Genomic DNA, 20,100 nt, shown 5'->3' with positions numbered 1-20,100 from the left:
TATTACTTAACTATCAAGGAGAAATAAGTTTAGCTTGAAGAAACTGAATAATTTTATGAACGGTGTCATGGCAAAAATTCTGATATACGGCGGCGGCAAAGCCGCTAAGACTATGATTGAAATGCTTCGAGACGATAAAAACGTCGAGATAGCCGCGTTAACCGCCAGAAATTTAGACAAAGAAGGCGCCGTCTATGCAAAAGAATCCGGAATAAAATGCTTTAAAACGATTAAGGAAGTTAACGACTCTAATATAAATTTTAATATAATATTTAATCTGACCGGAGAACCTGAATTAGAACTTGCCGAGCTTGCGTTGCTTCACGACCACGGAATAGAGATTATTAATTCCGTCAGTTCCAAACTTATTTACGACCTGCTTTACGACAGGCACAAAAATCATATCGATAAAGAAAGCATTATTAAGCAGTTAAGAGAGCAGAAGGCATACTTTAAAAATATCTTAGACGATTCTTTCGATATGATTATGGTCACCGACCGCCGCGGTATAATTACCGAATTTAATAAGGGCGGCGAAAATATGCTCGGTTATTCCCAGAAAGAAGTTATAGGAAAGCGCGCATCCGAATTTTATATAAATCCCGAAGAAAGAGACGATATTTTAGAAAAGCTTAAAAAAGATAAATTCGTAGCAAATTACGAAACGCTGCTTAGAAAAAAGGACGGAAGTACGGTCAATATATCTCTTACGATATCACGCATTATGGATAAGAATGGAGATATAATAGGAACTATCGGCATTTCTAAAGATATTACGGACATAAAATTGCAGGAAAAAAGGCTGAAGGAGCTGAACGAAAATCTTGAAAATAAGGTTATAGAAAGAACGAAACAGTTTGAAGAAAGCAACAAGGAACTTAGAAAGTCAAATGAGTTAAAATCTAAATTTATCGCAAATATGTCTCACGAATTAAGGACGCCGCTTAATGCAATTATAGGCTATTCAGATCTTCTTAAAGATTCGGCGGATTTAAGCGAAAAGCATAAAAAATATACCAATAACATATTAGTATCGGGCAAACATCTGCTCCAGCTTATAAACAATATTCTCGACATATCTAAAATAGAAGCAGGCATGTTCACTCTTGAATACTCCGTTTTTTCTATTAAGGAAGCTATAGACGAAGCTATCGTCGTTTTAAAATCGCTTGCCGGAAAAAAGAATCTTACGATAACCGTCGATTATGAATGTTCCCAAGATTACAAACTGTATTCCGATAGAATTAAATTTAAACAGGTGATATATAATCTTTTAAGCAACGCCATAAAATTTTCTTTTGAAAATACCGAAGTTAAAGTAGTGTGCAAAAATGTTTCTCCCGCCGTAAATATTAAACCGGAAACATCTCGCGATAAATTGTTTGAATACATACAGATAGACGTTATAAACAGCGGAATAGGCATAGACGATAATTTTAAAAATAAAATATTCGAAGAATTTACTCAGGCGGATAATAATTACTCTAGGCAGTATGAAGGAACGGGCCTCGGACTTGCTTTGACGAAAAAAATAATAGAACTGCACGGAGGGCATATAAACTTTGAATCGGTCGAAAACGGTTTAACCGATTTTACTTTTATCCTGCCAAATCCTCTTGAAGCCGAAAAAGCTGCCGCAATGAGCGTCGAAGAAACCGAAAAAACTTTAATAACGGTAGATGCAAAAACTTTTTTCTGGAACAACAACGCCAAAAGAAATAAACCTTTAGTGCTTGTTTCAGAAGACGACCGCCCTACCTCTGAAATTTTAACTATAAACTTGGTAAACTCGGGATATTCGGTTGCCCATGCATACGACGGAATAGAAGCCGTCGAAAAGGCGAAAAGTTTAAAGCCTTTCGCTATTCTATTAGATATTATGCTGCCGAAAAAGGACGGATGGGACGTTTTAAACGAATTAAAAACCGACAAAGACACAAAAAACATACCGGTAATTATAACGAGCATAATAGACAATAAAGACTTGGGATTTGCGCTAGGCGCTACGGATTATCTTATAAAACCTATAGAAAAAGAATCGCTTATTCATACTCTTTCGCAGTTTACATTGACCTCTAAAAGAAAAAAAAGACAGGTTAATATTCTGCTTGTCGACGATGACCCGATAGTTCATAAAATGATAGGAAAAATTTTGGCGGATGAAGGTTTTAATCTCGTCCATGCATACAACGGCGAAGAAGGCCTTAAAATGTCAATAGAGCTTAAACCCGATTTGATACTGCTAGATTTGATAATGCAGGACATAGACGGATTCGAAGTAGCCGAAAACATAAAAAAACATCCTATATCTGCTCAAATACCTATATTCATTATAACGTCCAAAGATTTGACGGTGGAAGAAAGGCTTAAACTTTCCGGCAATATTGAAAGAATAATAGGCAAAAAATCTTTTTCCGCCGAAGAATTAAGCCGCTCTATAAGGGAATTGGAGCTTATCTATCCCCAAAAAGCAGGTTTATTCGATGAAATTACCGGTCTTTTAGACCATAATTATTTTAATATAAGATTGGCTCAGGAAATTAACAGGGCAAAAAGATACAATATAGTTTTCAGCGTAATATTTTTAGATATAGATAATTTTAAAGAATACTGTGATTTAGTAGGAAATTTTCATTCCGATATAGCGCTTAAAAAAATATCGGAAATGTTAAAGAAAATGCTTAGAGGCTCAGATGTGATAGTAAGATTCGGCTATGACGAGTTTGCAATAATATTAAATAATACATTAAAAGATGCGGCCGTATTCGTCGCAAACAGGTTCTGTTCCGTTATAAGGGATTATCCTTTTTATAAAGAAGAAGAGTTGAACTCGAAAAAATTAACGGCTTCTTTTATAGTCGCTTCGTTCCCAAAAGACGGAGAGACTCCGGAAGAGCTTGTTTCTAAAATATACAACAAGCTTTGCGATATTAAGAGTTCGGGAGGAAATGCCGTAGCGGAAGTAAACTGAATAATTAAAAAAAATAAAGAAATAAATTAATATTAATTATTGATACGTTGCATTATTAAATTAAATTAATTATATAATATGCGCCATAAAATTCTTATAGTAGAAGATAATGCTATAAATCTTGATTTAATTACGGCAATGCTGGAGCCGTTCGATTTAGATATAGTAACGGCTGAAGACGGTTACGAAGCGCTTAAAAAAACGGATGAAAATCCCGATATTGCTTTAATTCTTCTCGATATAGGACTTCCAGGGATAGACGGAATAGAAGTTTTTAAAAGGTTGAAATGCAATGAAGCATACAAAAATATTCCCGTTATTGCGGTTACGGCTCACGCCATGGCAGGCAATAAAGAACATCTGATATCTCTTGGGTTTAACGATTTTATCGCAAAACCTATAGATAAAAACATACTTTACGAAAAAATAAGGGAATATTTAAAAATTGAAGGATAAAACGGAAGAATTTAAATTTTACACAAAACTAAAGGTCAGATACGAAGAAACGGATGCTATGTCCGTCGTTTACTACGGTAAATATTTCGTATTTTTCGAAGTGGCAAGAACGGAGTATCTTAAAAACATAGGCTACAAATATACCGACATAGAAAAAGAAGGCTTTTACTTCGTTGTAGCCGAATCCAACTGTAAATATTTTAATCCTGCGAAATACGACGACGATTTAAAGATATATACAAAAATAGAATATATAAAAAATTCTAGTTTTAACTTTATTTATAAAATAGTAAGAGAAAATAAGACGGAAAATCCGCCGAAAGACGGCGGATACCCTATGACCTCGAAACTTAAACAAACTCTGCCTTCAATACATACCGAGATCGCCTCCGGATATACGGTCTTAGTCTGCGTCGACAACGTAGATTTTAAACCTAAGCGTATTCCAGAATACCTTAGAAAAGCTATTAAGGATTTCGAAAAATTCTAATATTTTTTTGACGTGGGCAGAATCAATTATATCCTTTTCCCGCTATTGCCGTTTCCTTCCTTATTTGCGGAATTTTGTAACGTAAATGTAACAAAAAATTAACATATTTTTAACATTTTCGTCATAATCCTGAAACATTAAAATGATTAAATAATATTATCTCAATTATATCAGTTTTTAATATTGATATTAAATTAATTTAATCGTTAAGTTTAAGGAGGGACGCAGAAATGTCCGCAAGAAAATTAGAAAACGCCGTTTACTTTAACTATTTTAATCCGCTTAAAACATTTAAAAAGATTGAAAGGTTTAAAAATTTTTATTTTAACGTTTCTGTAAATATCGCCGCAAAAATTCAGTCCGAAACTAAAAAAAATAAGGCAACTAATGTATCTTACGGCAAGGTTTTATTATCTGTTTTTGCTTTCGGAAGTATTATCTCCGTCGCTTCATGCGCTTCCGCTATGATAAACTTAAATCAGGGTTCGCTCGGTATAGGCGCTTCCGGCATTTTAAACGAAGCTACGACGTGGATATGCTACAGGCTTGCTCCCGCTACTCTTACCATAGGACTCGTTAAAGGCTTTTACGATATAAAACAGCACAAACCGGATGCCGCAAGAAAAGCGTTTATAACTGCGGCGGCAGGAACAGGCGTTATGCTTGCTCCGACTATAACAGGGGCAATACTCGGAATAGTCCAGAATGCGGGAGGCGCTGCCGCCGGTATGAATATTGGAGCCGGTAACGGCGCAACGACGATAGGACAGCCTTAAAATGCTGCATAAATAAAAATAATTATAACAATACATATATATAAATAAAATAAAAAATGACTCAAAAAAAACAGAACAAAGCAATAAATGCGCAAGGATATACCGAATTTAAAATATACAGCGAAATACACGGAAAAATAACGAGATTCGGGCTTGAAATTTACGACTGGGCATTTTTTATTTTTTTGACTACGGCTTCTATATTAATATTTAAAAAAGCTATTATTATAGCGATATTGTCGGATACCGCAACATTAATATTTATAAAAAAGTATAAGAAAAATAAACCGGATTTTTATACGAATTCGCTTTTATCTTTTATATTCGCAAAAAAAGAGCTGTACGTTTTAAATTCTGAAAAGGAGAAATAAGAATAAATTTATGCTGTTAAATTCCGTTTTAAAAAAAATAGAGCCGTCCGGTTCATTAAATAAATACGTTAATCTTTTGTCGGTAAACGACGGTATAGCCGCAGGCGTAGACGGGTCTTTTACAATAGGTTTTTCCGTAAAAGGCTTCGATTACTATCTTTCCGAAAATAAAATAGTTAACGATACGGCTTACGTAAACGATCTTCTGCTCAATCTTATGGACGAAAACATCAGTCTTCAATGGATTTACAAAATAGGCGACAAAAATGAAAAATTTATTTCTAACTACGAAAACTCTTCCGTGCCGCCAGTAAATTTTAAATATATAAAAGATAATAAAATAAAGCATCTGGAATCTAAAAATATTAAAAACGTTAATATATACCTTTTTTGCACAATTAACGGTTTAAGCCTTCGTTCAAATACCGACAAAACGAACTTAACTTCTATATTTGCAGGTTTTGCAGGCAGGCTTGCCAAAATTGATTTAAAGTCTTCCGTTAATTCTATCGCAAAACTAAACGCCGGCTGCGATAAAAAAATAATAGAAAGAAAATTAAGAAACGTCGAAAACAATCTGGGTTTTATATCCTCAAAACTCGATTTAAGCTTAAAAAAAATGAATAATCAGGAGCTTGTGGACTATTTTTACGAAGAATTAAATCCTTTAAGATTTGCCTGCGGAGTCAAAGCGCCGAAATGGGAAGATATGATGGACGGTTCGACGTTCAGAAGCCAGCTTGTATATTCATATGCCGAAATCAAAAAAGATTTTTTTTATATAGACGGATATTATTATAAATTTATAAACATGCACAGACTTCCGTCAAAAATAGATTCATTCGGTATAACGCCCCTTTTAAACTTAAACGGGTCTGTGACGGAAGATGATTTTTTCCCTTATGATATAGCAGTCGCCTTTAATATTCCAGAACAGGAAAAAACTATGGAAAAAATACAGACGGACAGAAATATAAAAGCAAGTTTGACGGAAGCGGTAAACGGCGGATATACGGATTATAAAGGGGTTAATATTACCGAACAGTTAGACGAGTTTTTGGAATCGGTTTCAAAACTTAAAAAGAAAGTCGTAGAATTTTCTTTATGCGCGCGAATAAAGTCTAAAAATTTAGAAGACCTGAATGTAAGGGCGGTAAAACTCCTTGAATCTTTTAAAAATTTGAACGGAATGGAAGGAATAATAGACGACATGGAGCATCATAAACTTTATCTTTCTTTTTTACCCGGTCAATCGCGCTTTAACAGGAGATTTAAAACGTCTATTTCTACGGCGGCGGCACCTTTCATACCGCTTAACGAAGGGTTTAAGGGGACGGAAAAATGCGCTATTCCGTTAATAAACGACAGAGGGGAAGCGGTAAGACTCGACCTTTACGAAAACCGCCTGCCTTCAAAGCACGGAATAGTTTTCGGCAAAACGAGAAGCGGAAAAGGTTTTATGCTTAACGGATTTTTAAGCAATTTTTACATATCCGGCGACGATTACCATATAGTAGGGGTTGACATAGGCGGAACTTACAAAAAATTCTGCAAAATATTTAACGGCGATTATATAGAAATAGACCTCGACGGCTCTTACTGCATAAATCCTTTCCCTCCGAAAAAATACTTCGTCAAAGAAATAAACGGAGAAGAGGCTTTCGACCCCGATATTATGGTTTTTCTGACGGGTATAATAGGACTAATGGTAGAACCGGAAAAAAAATTATCGCCCAACGACAGAACCATAATATCGAGGGCGGTGCAGGCGGTTTACGATAATATAGACGACTATGAAGATATGCCTATAATATCCGATATAAACAACATTTTATTCGATTACGGCGAAGCCAGGGATATTCAAGATAAACAAAGGGCTATGGAAATGGGGAAAAATCTGTTTCAGTGGACGGATATTTCTTCGCCGTACGGAATGCTCATAAACAGAAAAAACGGAATAAATATAGATAATAAAATAGTAATATTCGACCTGCAAAAGTTAAAAGGCCATGAAGACCTGCAAAAAGTAGTATTTGCTATTATAAAAAATATATCTTTTAAAAAAATGTACGACAAATCGGCAAAAGTTTTTTTCTTTTACGATGAATGCTGGGAATTTATGGGAGACCCTAAACTTGCGGAGCTGATAATGCATCTATACAAAACATCCGCAAAATGGGGTTCTATGGTATGGAGTATTACGCAGGAGCCTGGCGATTTGTTAAAGGCCGGCGCCGTAGGTAAAAGCATAATAGAAAATTCGTCGGTTAAAATATTTTGTCAGCTTGACGGAGGAGTTTCGGAAAACGACTTAAAAATATGCGGACTAAACGAAAAAGAGATAAACACCGTAAAAAATCTTAAGGTAGTCAAAGGACATTATTCGGAATATCTTTTAAAATTCGGAAAAGATTCGTCGGTTATAAGAAATTCCCCCGACCCTTTTGAATACTGGCTTTGTTGTAAATCGTCCGAAGACGAAGAATTAGAAAGACGGATAGAACGGCTTTATCCGGATAAAACCTTAAAAGAACGGCTTTATATTCTTGCGGAAAAATATCCGAACGGACCGTATGGGATAAACGGAATAAACGTATAAACAATATATGCCGGATAAATAAGCTATTATACGGCATTATTCAGGAATATAGCGTATGCAGCCATTGCGGCAGTTCAAAAATTTAAGGAGGATGAAATGAAGAAATTGATTGAAAATAAACCGCTGATAGCTTCGGTTATAGCTATTTTTACAGTTTCGACATATTTAACCGGCGTTTCGTACGGTTTGCCCCTGCCTATTCCGGATATAACCGCTATATCGGGACAGATCCAGTCGGTAGAAACTGCCGCAAACGGAGCGTTTTCGGCGCTGCAGGGATTGGCCGGAACTCTCGGCTATGCTCCTGGGGCTGGTGGAGGACCTCTTTTTAATCCCGGACCCGGACTTTCGGAAGCAATGGCTACCGTGGACAAACTGACGGCAGATGTTTCTAATATGCAGGAGGAGTATCAAAACATATTAATAAATTTCGATAAAATAAGCCATTTAGCGAATTCGGTTGAAGATGCCGTAGACAATATAAATAATTTGAATAATCAAATTAACTCGGCTTTTAATCAGATTCCGCAAGATTTAACGGCAAGCGACGTTCAAACCGGTTCATTGCAAAATGCGGCATCAGGCATTAATTCGGACATTAATTACGAATCTTCCGAATACGGAAATATTGCTTCGGCGGTTTCAGATGAAAACGCTTATAATCCGTCGGTTTTTGTTTCGGGAGGTTCTGCAGGCGGGCAGTCGGGTTCTTTAAATAAATCTGATCTCGAAAACGGTTCCGCTTTATTTTCTCAGGGGGCAATTTTTAATTCGGCGGAAAATTCCGGAGATCCTTCAGAAAATATAAACTGTTCGTCGCTTGATGTCGGCTATACTTTTGATTCAAGCGGAAATCCCGTAGGAGGATGCACCAATTTAGCCGGCGGATTTATAAGCGATACCGCATCTTCAGGGCTTTATAATGCGGGATTATCCGCGGCAAGAGCTCACAAGGCGGAGTTGGAAGGCTCAGAATTTATGAACGAAATTTCCGGAGAGGCATTAAAAAACAGCTCAAATTATTATGCATATCAAAGTTCTATTTTAACTATTATGGCTGAAGAAAACGCATCGAGTTTAAAGAATTTAGGATATATGGAAAGTCAGCTTAAGCAGATAGAATTAGACAAATCGGCGGAAGAAATTAAAAAAGAACATATCGGTTCGGTTATTATGCCGCAAACAAATCCGACCCCCGGTTTAAATTATTATACTAAAACTACTATGTAAATTTTATATTCAACTTATTACCTATCAACCGATTCTTAGTAATTAAGAAAAAATTTAAACAAATATTTTTAAAAAATGTTTAAAAAAATGGAACTAAAAAATATGAAAATGAAAATATATACAGGTTTAAAGCATAATTTGCGCTATAATTTTTTTATAACCCTTGTTGCATTTTTGTCGGCAATTTTATCTATATTTTTAATTTTTTGGTCTGTTTCCTCTATTTTTAACGCAAAAAAATGTTATGCGTCCAACCCTCCCGCCTCAGCCGCTTCTTCTAAAAAGGGAGGGGCAAAATCAAACGATACGGCGGTGAGTCAATCCGCCCTTTCTATTTCAAAACTTAAAAACGGCGAAGATTTAAGCATGCTTTCTATCGATTCTATTCCTTCGGCATTAAATAACGACTCCGAACTGAGTACTTTCGTTACATATATTTTCTATTTTTTATTTGCGCTTGGAATAGTCCTTTCTTTTTTTGAAGGATACCGCGCAGAATTAACGGGAGCCGTTTTTAATTATTACGGATTATTTTTAAGGACGGCTTTGATAGCTATAGGCTTTCTTTCATGGAAGCAGACTGGGCAGTCTAATTTTGCCCAGCTTATATTGACTTTAGCCGATAAAATTCAGCTTTATCTGATAAAGCAAAACATATTGGGGATAGGTCAGTCTGTTTCGCAGATAGTGTCTTCTATTTCGGGCAGTCTTCATTCCGTTTCGATACCTACCGTTTCTTCTAACGGCACCGCATCCGTAAAAAGCGGCTGGAATTTAAATCCCGTTTCCTGGCTTGCCGGCGCTATGCATGCGATAACGGGAGCGGTTCTTATGGGCATAATTTGGTTTTTGTTTAATATAATTTATCTTGCGATACAGCTTTTTATGGCGTTAATTCAGCTTGTATTTTTAGGGCTTTTATTTTCGATGTGTCCTATAATACTCGGTTTTGAAACTATACCTTATATGAGAGGAATATTCGGTAAATGGTTTAAAATGTTTGTAGAAATATCGTTCTGGGGGGTTATGGTCGCTCTCGAACAGCTTATTTTTTTTACTATATTAAGCAAAATGGAATCTGCAAATATGCCTTCTACGGGAAGCGGAATAGGCAATATTATAGGATTGTTTACTTTTGCGGAAGTTATAACAGTTTTTATCGTAATGATAGCAATAAACGTTTCGGTTCCTTTTTTAGTAGCAAAATTATTTGAAGGTATAAGCGGCGAAGCGCATGAAAAAATTAAAAACGTAAAATCAAAAGTCGTTTCTGCAGGAATTGCCGCCGTTTCATAATATTATTAAAAAAGTTATAAAAAATAAATAGTAAAAACTATAAAGATAAAAAATTAGGGTAAATACTATATGTCTAATCTGTTTAATTATAAAAACGATTATAAAAAAAGAAACGGCAGATTGTTTTACGAAATATGGGGCGATTTGGAAGCCCAGAATACGACCCTAAAAATAATAATAGTCTTAATGTCTTTAATTACTTCGACGTCTTTATTGACTGCTTTTTATACTTATAAAGCAAACAGGATTCCGGTAGTAATAAGGGTTAATTCGGCTGGAAACGCAAAGGTATTGAGAAATCTGCCCTTTAATAATAAAACGGGAATGGGCGAAATAGTATATTTTTCAAAAAGTTTCGTAAGGGAATTTACCGGATTTAATTCGATAATGATAAAAACGGAACTTTCCCGCGCATTAAATAAAATGTCGGAAACATACGGCAAAAAAACGCTCAGGGCTATAATAAGAAGCAGGTTTATTCAAAAAATGGAAAAAGCCGATATTACTTCAAAAATAAAATTTAAAAAAATAAAGTTAATTAAGCAGACCGTCAATCACGACGAATTAAAACTTTACGTCATACGAACCGTAATATCTAATACCGATACTTCCGCGAAGAATGCGGCGGCCTACGAAGACAAATTGATTCTTAAAAGAATCAAAAGAAGCGTTCAGTATCCTTTCGGTTTGGAAATAGTCTATTTCAGCAGTTTAAAACTTGGAGGAGCTTAAAGGATGTTTAAAAATTTGAACGATTCTAACGTAATCAAAGAAGAAGAATTAGAGAACGGCGACAGTTATAACAATAACGATAACGGTAGCGATAGCTATAATTACGTTGATTTTAACGAAAGTAAAAGAAAAAGTAAAAGCGGAAGCGGAAGCGGAAATGAAAGCGAAGACAAAAATGAAACGGTCGACGCTATATATGACGACGGAGCCGACGACGGCAAAGATATTTATAATTCAAACCCTGCGGTCCCAAAAAAATTATCGGGAAAAGATTTTTTACGCTATTTTAAATTGCCGCTGATAATTTTAGTTATATTAATTGCCGTCTTGCTTTTTATAAAGTATATTATATTAAGCGGAAAACCGGAAAAAGTCGTGAAAAAAGTCGTGAAGAACAATACCGTTATAAACGATAAAAAAATGTTTTCTCCTGCGGTTTTTAACGAAAGCGGTAAAAATAATTCCGTAGAAAAAAATCGTTTAAGTTCCAAGTCGAACGAGATAGGAAGAAAAAAATTTAACGTTAAATTTAAAAAAGAAGCGGATAATTTGAACCGCAGGATAAAATTTAATTCGGACGGAGGTAACGGTAACGGATACGGCGGACGCTACTCGAACTCTCGAAGCGGTTCGGCGGCTCAGATAACTAAAAAAACCGTAGTTTTTATAAAAGCAAGCTACGGAAAATATATTTTAGATAAAGAAAGAGGTTTAAAAATCGTCAAAGGCCCGCGAAAAAACGCCGGTTTTCCGCAGAAAACAGCTTATTCGGAAATAGCCGTCCCGCAAGGCGCAGTAATAAACGCCTACACGAAATATAAAATTTTTTCGTATAATACGTCCGTTCCCGTAATAGCCGTATCGGTTTCAGGTTATTACCGCGGCGGCAAACGTGTTTTCGAAAAAGGAGCCGAATTTTTTGGAACGGTAAGCGTAAAACATTCTTTAAACAGACTGAACATAAATTTTAATAAGATTATAGAGCGTTCCGGAAAATCTTTAACCATAGACGCAATAGCGATGATGCCCGACGGTTCAGGCGGCGTAAAAGGCGACGTCCATAATCATTATACCGGAAATATATTAACTTCTATAGCGCAGGGCATAGTCGGCGCGGCGTCTATTTTCGTAGGAGGCGGGTCGAGCGTTAACTCCTCTAATCCATATACTTTTCAGGATCAGGTTCGGCAAAATATAGCGCAGAACGAACTTAACGACGCAGAAAACGGACTTAACGGTTATGCGCAGTCCAATCAAAACATTAGTATTACTTTGCCGGCGGGTACTCCTATTAAGATAATTTTTTTAAGACCTTTATATATGAACGGGATTTAACGGCTTGAACGCAAAATAAAATTATGAACGATAATAATGCATATACGATAGCAGATAAAATCAACGCTATAAAAGACGGTTTAAACGTAAATTTTCTGGAAAGAAAAAATGCCGTAGATATGATAGTTTTATCCGTTATTTCAGGAAAACATTCAATTTTAATAGGCGGCCCCGGACTCGCAAAAACGGCTGTTTTAAAAGCGCTTGCCTGCAGGATAAAAGGTTTAAAATTTTTTGATTTTCAAATGACGCCTGCAACTAAAATAGAGGAACTTCTTTCTTGCGGAGGAACAGGCGATAGCCGCAGCCGGAATAAAAATAAAATCGGCATCGACAATTGCGATATTGCTTTGATAGACGAATTTTTTAAAGGTCATCATTCCACGTTAAACTCATTGTTATCGATAATGAATGAAAGAATATTTTATAACGGAAACTCCGAACCCGTGAAAATTCCGCTAATAAGTCTTTTTGCGTCGTCTAACGAGAGGACGGACAAGTCTTCCGATTCAAATCTTTTGCCTCTTTACGACAGATTTTTATTCAGAATGGAAATTCTGCCCGTCAGAAGCGAAGAAAATTTTAAAAAATTACTCGGACTTAAAGACGGAGATATTGAAAAATGTGAAATTTCTAAATACGGAGAAGAAGTTTTTTTGCAAAGGGAAGATATAAATATCCTAAATAAAACGGCGGAAAACATAGAAATTAGCGACGAAATTTTAAATAAAATGTATTTAATCAGGGAAGAATTAAAAAATAAGCAGGTGATAGTTTCCGACAGAAGATGGCGCGAAACGGTTAAAATTTTAAAAACGGCCGCGGTTTTAAATAAAAGGTCTAATGTTGCGGCTGAAGACTTAAAAATGCTCGAACCTTCTTTATGGACATATTATTCCGATATAAGGGCGGTAAAAAACGTCGTAGGGAGAGTTTTAAAATGAAAAACGGCGAAAAAAACGGCGCTTTTATCGTTAAATTATCGGTTTCGGGCGGAATTTTCGCAATAGAATTAGTTTATCTGTTTCTTGTATCAGGATTTTTCTTCGATGAAAAAATATCTAACTATTTTGCTTATTTTAAAGGAGTAAAGCTTGCGTTTATTTTTATTCCTTTAACTACATGGTTTGCGTCTTCATACACTTTGACTAATATAATTTTCAACAAATATTTATATTTAAAACCCGACGACGATAAAAAAAATAAAAATAAACTAACGGGCAAAAAATCAAAAAATACAGGCGCTATGATATGGCCGGAAAGCCCGGAACTTCAGTTGGTAGTCGGAGAAATTCACGAAAAAAACGGAAACAGAAAAGAAAAACCGGATTGGCTTACAATAGACGCAAAGGGTCTATATACAGGAATATTAGTATTTGGCTCTACGGGCACCGGAAAAACAACCGCATGCGCATACCCTTTTTTAGACCAGTTGGCTAAATATAAAAACAAGTCGCCGGAAGAAAAGATAGGCGGGCTTATACTAGACGTTAAAGGCGATTTTTGGAAAGAGGCGGTTTCCATACTAAAACGAAATGAAAGAACAGAAGATATAGTTATAATCGAACCCGGGTCCGGTTACTATTTTAATCCCATACATTATCCGCATCTAGATGCCAAAATTATTGCAGAAAGATTATATTCCGTTTTAGAAAATATGAATTCAAACGACGGAAGACAGGACAGTTTCTGGAAAGATAAATCCATAAATCTTTTGGCGAATTCCATAGATATAATACGGCTTTGCATGGATTACGCTACCTTAAGCGATATTTACGAAATATTGTCCGACGAAAATAAACTTGGCAACATTATAGATTATGCAAAAAATTTAATAAAAATAAAATCGAATAAAACCGAAACTTACGCAAACGAACTTAAATTAGCGGTATCTTATTTTTCGGGCGCGGATTACGCAGGTCTCGACGAAAGGACAAAAGCCATTATTAAGAGCGAATCTTTAAGGGTATGCAGCGATTTTATAAAGCCTGTTTTTAAAGATACTTTCTGCGCTCCTCAGGAAAAGCTAAATTTTCCGGGCTTTCATGAAGTCGTTAATTCCGGAAAAATAGTTATATTAAACATGCCGGAATCAAAATACGGTTTAACCGGAAAAATTATAGGCATAATGATGAAACTAGATTACTTCAGGACGGTTCTCAACAGGGTTTACAAATCGGTCATAGACGATAAAGTAAATACTAAAAGACCGGTCTTGTTTATATGCGACGAATATCAGAATTATGTGACTTCCGGCGATATAGAATCGGACGCTGAATTTTTCGCAAGATGCAGACAGTCTAAAGCGATTAATATAGTTTTAACCCAGAGTTACAGTTCTTTAAAGTTGAAACTCGGCTCCGAAGAAAAATTAAATTCTTTAATAGGAAATATAAGATCGACTATTTGGCTTGCGTTAAGCGACGATTATTCGAGAGAAAAAGCTTCTAAAATATGCGATAAGGAGTATAAGCTTAAAATTACGGAAAATATAACCGAGCAGGACGACAGGGCGGTATTTAATCCTTATATAGGAAAACTGCTGTCCGACGACAATACTATTTCTCAGGGAACCACAAAGACTTACGAAAAAATGCCGTCTTTCGATACCGACGGTTTTGCAAATTTAAAATTAAATCAGGCCGTTTACAGAGTTTATTCCGGCGGCGAAGTAAAAGGACCCGGCGTAGTATATCTTCATCCTATATACAGGCCTAAAACTAAGAGCTATTTCGATTAGTTTTGTTATTATTAAAATTTGAAATAATAAGGTTGGGGGTTAGATAATATATTATGGGCAATTACGGTTACGGCGGAAACGGAAGAGGAGGGCAGGGAGGAGATCTGGATATTATTGAGATAGCTTTTTTAGTATTTAGCGGATTATTCGCTCTTTTCTATTTTACGAATTTAAATTTTAAGTATTATATAAATTCGTTTTATGCATTTATAGCCTATTCTTTTAAAGTTTATCCTGCAGACGTAATTTTATACGTTTTAAACCTGTTTTTATTTTTAGCGGGACTTCACGGTTTATACGTTAGAATTTTTGAAATAAGGGTCAGCGGTTCTAAACTAAAAATGTTTAATAAATTAGAAAAATATAACGGCGGCAATAACGAAGAAAACGGCATGAAACCATAAAAAGGAGGAAATATTTTGAAATTAAATTCAAACCAAAATTTGAAAGAAAATTATAAATATAAATTAAAGTTTACATTTAAATATAATACTATAACTTATTGTATTAACGGCATTAAATTATATAAAATATTGCCTTTTTTCTTAATTTTATTTCTGTCATATTATATAAATTTTACTGCCAAGCCTTCATTCGCCGTAAGTTATTCGCCTTTAAAAAAATATACGATGAGGAAAAAACTTTGGGTGCATAAACTGCGAATAAAATCCGGCATAATATATCAATTAAACACGTCGCCGGGATATGTTTCCGTTATAACTCTTCCCGTTATACCTTTGGACGTTGCGCTGGGCAATACCGGAGCTTTTTCGGAACAGATAGTAGGCAGGCAGATATTTATAAAACCAATTACATACGATTATAAAGAAACCGGCAACCTTGAGATATACACTAAATACGGGTTAATAAACGTACTTTTAAGAATAAGCAACGCTAAATCGGTCACCTATAATTTAAACATTGCAAATACTATAAAAAACGTTTTCGTCAAAAATTACGTTAAAAACAAAATTGACGCTTTAAAAACGACTTTGTCCAAAAAATATAAAACTCGTGAATTATCTTTAAGCAAAAAAGCCGAAGAATTAAAAAAAGAAAAAAGAAGCGTTATGAATCTTATCCTTATGATTAACAGAAAAATAATCAACAAGTCGTTTACCGAAGACGGTGTTACGCTGACTGCGCTTGCCGTAAGCAGGATAAAAAATTTTTATTACCTGCAGTATCAGCTGACTAATAATTCAAACAGAAAATTTTTCGTAAGAAACGTCTATCTGTATAAAGAATACGGCGGCAATTTTTTCAACGGATACACGCCCGATAAATTAGAAGAAATTCCGGTTATAAATAAAACGCCTCATAATAAATACTATATGCCTTATAAAATAATAAAAAACGTAATAATTTTTAAAAAAGGCGGCAAAAGCGGCTCGAACGGCGGCGGTTATTCGGCGCAATCGTCGGGATATACGAATATGAGGCTTTCTTTTCATATTTTATACGGTAAAAGATTAATAAAATTAAAAATTAACGGTATTAACCCATAATCGATATTAATTCTCTATTTTAATTTATATTTCGATAGCTAAAATCTTAAATAAAAATCTTAAATAAAAAAATGAAAATCAATAATAAGTATATAGGTATAAAAATAATAAAAAAAATTATTAAATATAATAACATAAAGATATATATTTTATGTTTTACATTAATTTTATCGATGCAATTTTTTCTTTCGGGTTGCGCTTCAAATTCTTTATTTAGAAATAGTTCTGCATCGACTTATAATAATTATAATAATAAAGAAAGCGGCAGTAACGGAAGCGGCGCTTTTTTAGAAAAAAATGAAAACCTTAAAAAAGCGCTGGAAAATAGCGTATTATACTATTCTTTAAAATTAAACAAAGTTTCGGGAAGAAAAATTAAGAATTTAGAACGTTCGGAAAAATACGGGCATAAGGGCAAAATTAAGCAAACAGGCTTAAACAATGGTTATATTGTGCCTTCCTTTATGAAGGAAGAACACGGCATTACCGATAAAATTAAAAAAAATACAAAAAATTACGCTTATAATGCTACTGCTACCGTTAAAATAAGAAAGGTCAAATCGGCTAAAGACGTGAATAAAAATGTAAATACGGCTGCGGCTGCCAATGCGTCAAAACAAAAAGAAAAAGAAATAACCCCGATATTTATTAAATTAAGTAAAACCGCTAAGGCCGACGACGGTAAAATAGTTTTAAACATAAACGGCATTCAAGCTGCGGGCAATTTAGAAATTATTTCGTTTTCGCTGTCTAATTTTTACAAATTGCCTTTAAGATATAAGCCTTTGCTGTTTGAAAAATCGGGTAAAAACAAACACATAGAAATACCTTTTAAATCAAATATTAAAAAACAAGGCGGTAAAAATTACTTTATTTTATCCGGCTTTAGCAAAATCAAAGGAAAACTTATCTGCATTTTAAAAGATAAAAAAAGCATTGAGAAACCGGCTTTGCATAAAACGGTTTTGTTTATCGAAGCGTTATATAAAAACAATTACGGCGGAGTAAGATTTATAAAACTGCCCGTTAGATTATGAATAATTTGGCTAAAATAATTTTAATTTTCAGACTTTGGTATCTATCGATAATGTTATCAATTTTTTTATTAAATACAAGATTAATTAAAAAGTTTTCGGCTCCGTTTTTTATTTTCTCCGTTTTGCTGCTTTGCATCTTTTTAGCAAATTTTATAATATGTTTAAGTCCTGTATATGCCGCCGGTTTAAATCAAAAAAGATTGGCCGAAACCATAGTCTACGCTTCAAAAAAATACGGCATACCGCTTCCTTTTTTTATTGCGGTTATGAAAGCCGAAAGCGGCTTTAACGTTATGGCTTTAAGTCCTAAAGGCGCGGTCGGGCTTATGCAGGTTATGCCCAAGACAGGCGAAGAAATGGATATTAACGTCGAAAATCCTGAATTAAACATTATTGCCGGCGCAAAGTATCTTCATTACTGCCTTAAACGTTTCGGCTTTAAACCTATTACTGCTTTAGCCTGTTATAACGCAGGTCCAGATTCTGTCCGCACGGTATATATCAAAAACCGCCGCAAATTTATAATTCCGCCGTACCGGCAGACTGAGATTTATATTATGCGGGTTTATAGGTATTATATTTATTACAGAAAAATATTGAGGTAATTATAAACAAAACCGCCAAAAAATGATATAATAGCTTGAGTTAATCATCTTTGACGATAATAAAAATTTTTACCGGATAATGCAATATTATTATTGTAACTTATGCGAATTTAAGAGAGATAAAGCATAGCATATCATAGTATATATCCAGCGTATAATAAATTTTATCTGAATAGAAACAAGGAATCATAAAATGACCGATAATGTTAATACCTTATTAAATGAAAATAATATTACCGCGCCGGAAAAAAGGTTTCTAAATTTGTCTGAGACAAGCAATTTTGCTTCTGCATATTTAAATAAGCCGGTTTCCGTTTCTAATATTTCATATCTATTGCAATACGGCAGAATTAAAAAATATGGCGATAAAAGAAATATATTGGTAGATGTTTTAGAATTAATAAAATATTATGATTCTTTAAATAATTTTGAATATAAACTTACAACCAAAAATCCTTTAAATTTACAAAATATAACTAAAGATGAATATATTATTAACAGATCAGAAATCAACGAGAATATTGTTAAGAACATCGATAATAAAAATAGATTAGGCAATTCCGACGGTCAGCGTTTGAATGACTTTGCGAATCCGCTATTGTCTTTTTCTCGTTATACAGAATCCGAAAGAACTAAGCATGTTCATAGGATACATCCTTATAAAGGAAAGTTTATACCTCAATTAGTTGAATATTTTCTTGATATCCATATCGACGAATTTAAAAAAGAAGCGTATTTTAAAAAAGGAGATATAGTTCTTGACCCGTTTTGCGGAAGCGGAACTACTTTGGTTCAATCTAACGAATTAAATCTGCATGCCGTTGGAATCGAGATTTCGCCCTTTAATGCTTTAATAAGTAATATAAAGATAGGAACGCATCCTTTGTCTGAAATCAGAAAATATATTTCAGATATAACATATAAATTTACGGATTTTCGAAAGAAGAAAAATAACGATTTTTTTATCGAAAATTTAAATCGTTCTTTATCAAAATTTAATAATAAATATTTCCCTTCACCGGAATATAAAATAAAAGTAAGAGAGGGAGGTATAAACGAAAAGGAATACGGCGGGCAAAAAGAGAAAGAGTTTTTAGTAGAATACGAAAGATTGGTAAAAGAGTATAAAGTCGAGATAATTAACAAGTACGACTATAGCAGTTTTAACGGAAAATGGTTTTTGCGGCCGGTAAAAGAAGAAATAGATTTTATTTTCGGCGAGATTCAAAAGATAGAAAACTCGGACGTAAAAAAAGTATTAGCGGCCATATTAAGCAGAACTATGCGCTCTTGCAGGGCTACGACGCATGCCGACTTAGCAACGTTAAAGGAGCCGATAGTAAGTCCTTATTACTGCAAAAAACACGGTAAAATATGCAAACCTTTATTGACTATAAAAGACTGGTGGAAAACTTATTCCGAAGATACGATACAAAGGCTTGAAGAGTTTCAAAAATTAAAAACGAATACTTTTCAATTATGTTTGTGCGGTGACAGTAGAAATTTGGATATATATGCCGAAGTAAATAAAAAAAATGTTCTTTTTTATGAAATATTAAAAAATCAAAAAATAAGAGGAATCTTTTCAAGTCCGCCTTACGTAGGATTGATAGATTATCATGAACAACATGCTTACGCTTACGAACTGTTCGGCTTTCAAAAAAAAGACGAAATGGAAATAGGCTCGCTTTCTAAAGGTTCTGGTAAAAAAGCCAGAGAAGCTTATATTAAAGATATTTCCGATGTTTTAATTAATTCGGCAAAATACTTGCAGGAAGACTACGATATTTTCTTAGTGGCAAACGATAAATATAACATATACCCTGAAATAGTAAAGTTATCCGGAATGAAAATAGTCAATAGGTTTAACCGTCCGGTACTCAACAGGGTAGAAAAAGATAGGAGTAATATTTATTCAGAAACGATATTTCATATAAAGCAAAATAAGTAAGGA

General features: G+C 34.5%; 17 protein-coding genes. All 17 read left to right on the top strand.

Features of this window, described 5'->3' with window-relative positions:
• Window positions 1–34: 34 nt before the first annotated feature.
• The 17 genes from EVJ48_05120 to EVJ48_05040 all read left to right on the top strand — a co-directional run bounded on the left by EVJ48_05120 (window position 35) and on the right by EVJ48_05040 (window position 20,097).
• Window positions 35–2,971, top strand: coding sequence for a response regulator (locus EVJ48_05120; GenBank protein ID RZV39310.1), 2,937 nt, complete (start codon window positions 35–37; stop codon window positions 2,969–2,971).
• A 78-nt stretch (window positions 2,972–3,049) separates the two neighbouring features.
• Entirely contained in the window at window positions 3,050–3,427 is a 378-nt protein-coding gene (locus EVJ48_05115; GenBank protein RZV39309.1) for a response regulator, read from the top strand.
• On the top strand, window positions 3,417–3,917 hold the full coding sequence (locus EVJ48_05110) for an acyl-CoA thioesterase (GenBank protein RZV39308.1): 501 nt from the start codon (window positions 3,417–3,419) through the stop codon (window positions 3,915–3,917). The genes EVJ48_05115 and EVJ48_05110 overlap by 11 nt, the downstream gene beginning before the upstream one ends.
• A 230-nt stretch (window positions 3,918–4,147) precedes the next feature.
• Entirely contained in the window at window positions 4,148–4,693 is a 546-nt protein-coding gene (locus tag EVJ48_05105) for a hypothetical protein (protein RZV39307.1), read from the top strand.
• Window positions 4,694–4,749: 56 nt separating this feature from the next.
• Complete coding sequence (locus tag EVJ48_05100; GenBank protein ID RZV39306.1) at window positions 4,750–5,064, top strand: hypothetical protein; 315 nt, start codon at window positions 4,750–4,752, stop codon at window positions 5,062–5,064.
• 10 nt (window positions 5,065–5,074) lie between these two features.
• Window positions 5,075–7,663, top strand: a complete 2,589-nt coding sequence (locus tag EVJ48_05095; protein RZV39305.1) for a hypothetical protein — start codon at window positions 5,075–5,077, stop codon at window positions 7,661–7,663.
• A gap of 96 nt (window positions 7,664–7,759) precedes the next feature.
• Window positions 7,760–8,893: a hypothetical protein gene (locus EVJ48_05090; protein ID RZV39304.1), complete on the top strand. Its 1,134-nt coding sequence runs from the start codon at window positions 7,760–7,762 to the stop codon at window positions 8,891–8,893.
• Window positions 8,894–8,980: 87 nt separating this feature from the next.
• Window positions 8,981–10,189 carry a hypothetical protein gene (locus tag EVJ48_05085; GenBank protein RZV39303.1) on the top strand — a complete coding sequence of 403 codons (1,209 nt, stop codon included), beginning with the start codon at window positions 8,981–8,983 and terminating at the stop codon, window positions 10,187–10,189.
• A 69-nt stretch (window positions 10,190–10,258) separates the two neighbouring features.
• On the top strand, window positions 10,259–10,921 hold the full coding sequence (locus EVJ48_05080) for a hypothetical protein (GenBank protein ID RZV39302.1): 663 nt from the start codon (window positions 10,259–10,261) through the stop codon (window positions 10,919–10,921).
• A 3-nt stretch (window positions 10,922–10,924) separates the two neighbouring features.
• On the top strand, window positions 10,925–12,256 hold the full coding sequence (locus tag EVJ48_05075) for a hypothetical protein (GenBank protein ID RZV39301.1): 1,332 nt from the start codon (window positions 10,925–10,927) through the stop codon (window positions 12,254–12,256).
• Between the two features lie 23 nt (window positions 12,257–12,279).
• Window positions 12,280–13,200 carry a MoxR family ATPase gene (locus EVJ48_05070; protein RZV39300.1) on the top strand — a complete coding sequence of 307 codons (921 nt, stop codon included), beginning with the start codon at window positions 12,280–12,282 and terminating at the stop codon, window positions 13,198–13,200.
• The gene (locus tag EVJ48_05065; protein RZV39299.1) at window positions 13,140–14,996 is read left to right on the top strand and encodes a hypothetical protein; all 1,857 of its coding nucleotides are present in this window, start codon (window positions 13,140–13,142) and stop codon (window positions 14,994–14,996) included. Before EVJ48_05070 ends, EVJ48_05065 begins: the two co-directional genes overlap by 61 nt.
• A gap of 53 nt (window positions 14,997–15,049) precedes the next feature.
• Window positions 15,050–15,400, top strand: a complete 351-nt coding sequence (locus EVJ48_05060) for a hypothetical protein (protein RZV39298.1) — start codon at window positions 15,050–15,052, stop codon at window positions 15,398–15,400.
• 15 nt (window positions 15,401–15,415) lie between these two features.
• Entirely contained in the window at window positions 15,416–16,504 is a 1,089-nt protein-coding gene (locus EVJ48_05055; protein ID RZV39297.1) for a hypothetical protein, read from the top strand.
• Window positions 16,505–16,677: 173 nt separating this feature from the next.
• Window positions 16,678–17,541: a hypothetical protein gene (locus tag EVJ48_05050; GenBank protein RZV39296.1), complete on the top strand. Its 864-nt coding sequence runs from the start codon at window positions 16,678–16,680 to the stop codon at window positions 17,539–17,541.
• The gene (locus EVJ48_05045; protein RZV39295.1) at window positions 17,538–18,146 is read left to right on the top strand and encodes a lytic transglycosylase domain-containing protein; all 609 of its coding nucleotides are present in this window, start codon (window positions 17,538–17,540) and stop codon (window positions 18,144–18,146) included. Before EVJ48_05050 ends, EVJ48_05045 begins: the two co-directional genes overlap by 4 nt.
• A gap of 193 nt (window positions 18,147–18,339) precedes the next feature.
• The gene (locus EVJ48_05040) at window positions 18,340–20,097 is read left to right on the top strand and encodes a site-specific DNA-methyltransferase (protein RZV39294.1); all 1,758 of its coding nucleotides are present in this window, start codon (window positions 18,340–18,342) and stop codon (window positions 20,095–20,097) included.
• Window positions 20,098–20,100: the final 3 nt, after the last annotated feature.

Source organism: Candidatus Acidulodesulfobacterium acidiphilum, assembly GCA_008534395.1.
Lineage (GTDB): Bacteria > SZUA-79 > SZUA-79 > Acidulodesulfobacterales > Acidulodesulfobacteraceae > Acidulodesulfobacterium_A > Acidulodesulfobacterium_A acidiphilum.
The sequence above is the reverse complement of the archived record's forward strand: the minus strand, read 5'-3'. Positions and strand labels throughout refer to the sequence as shown.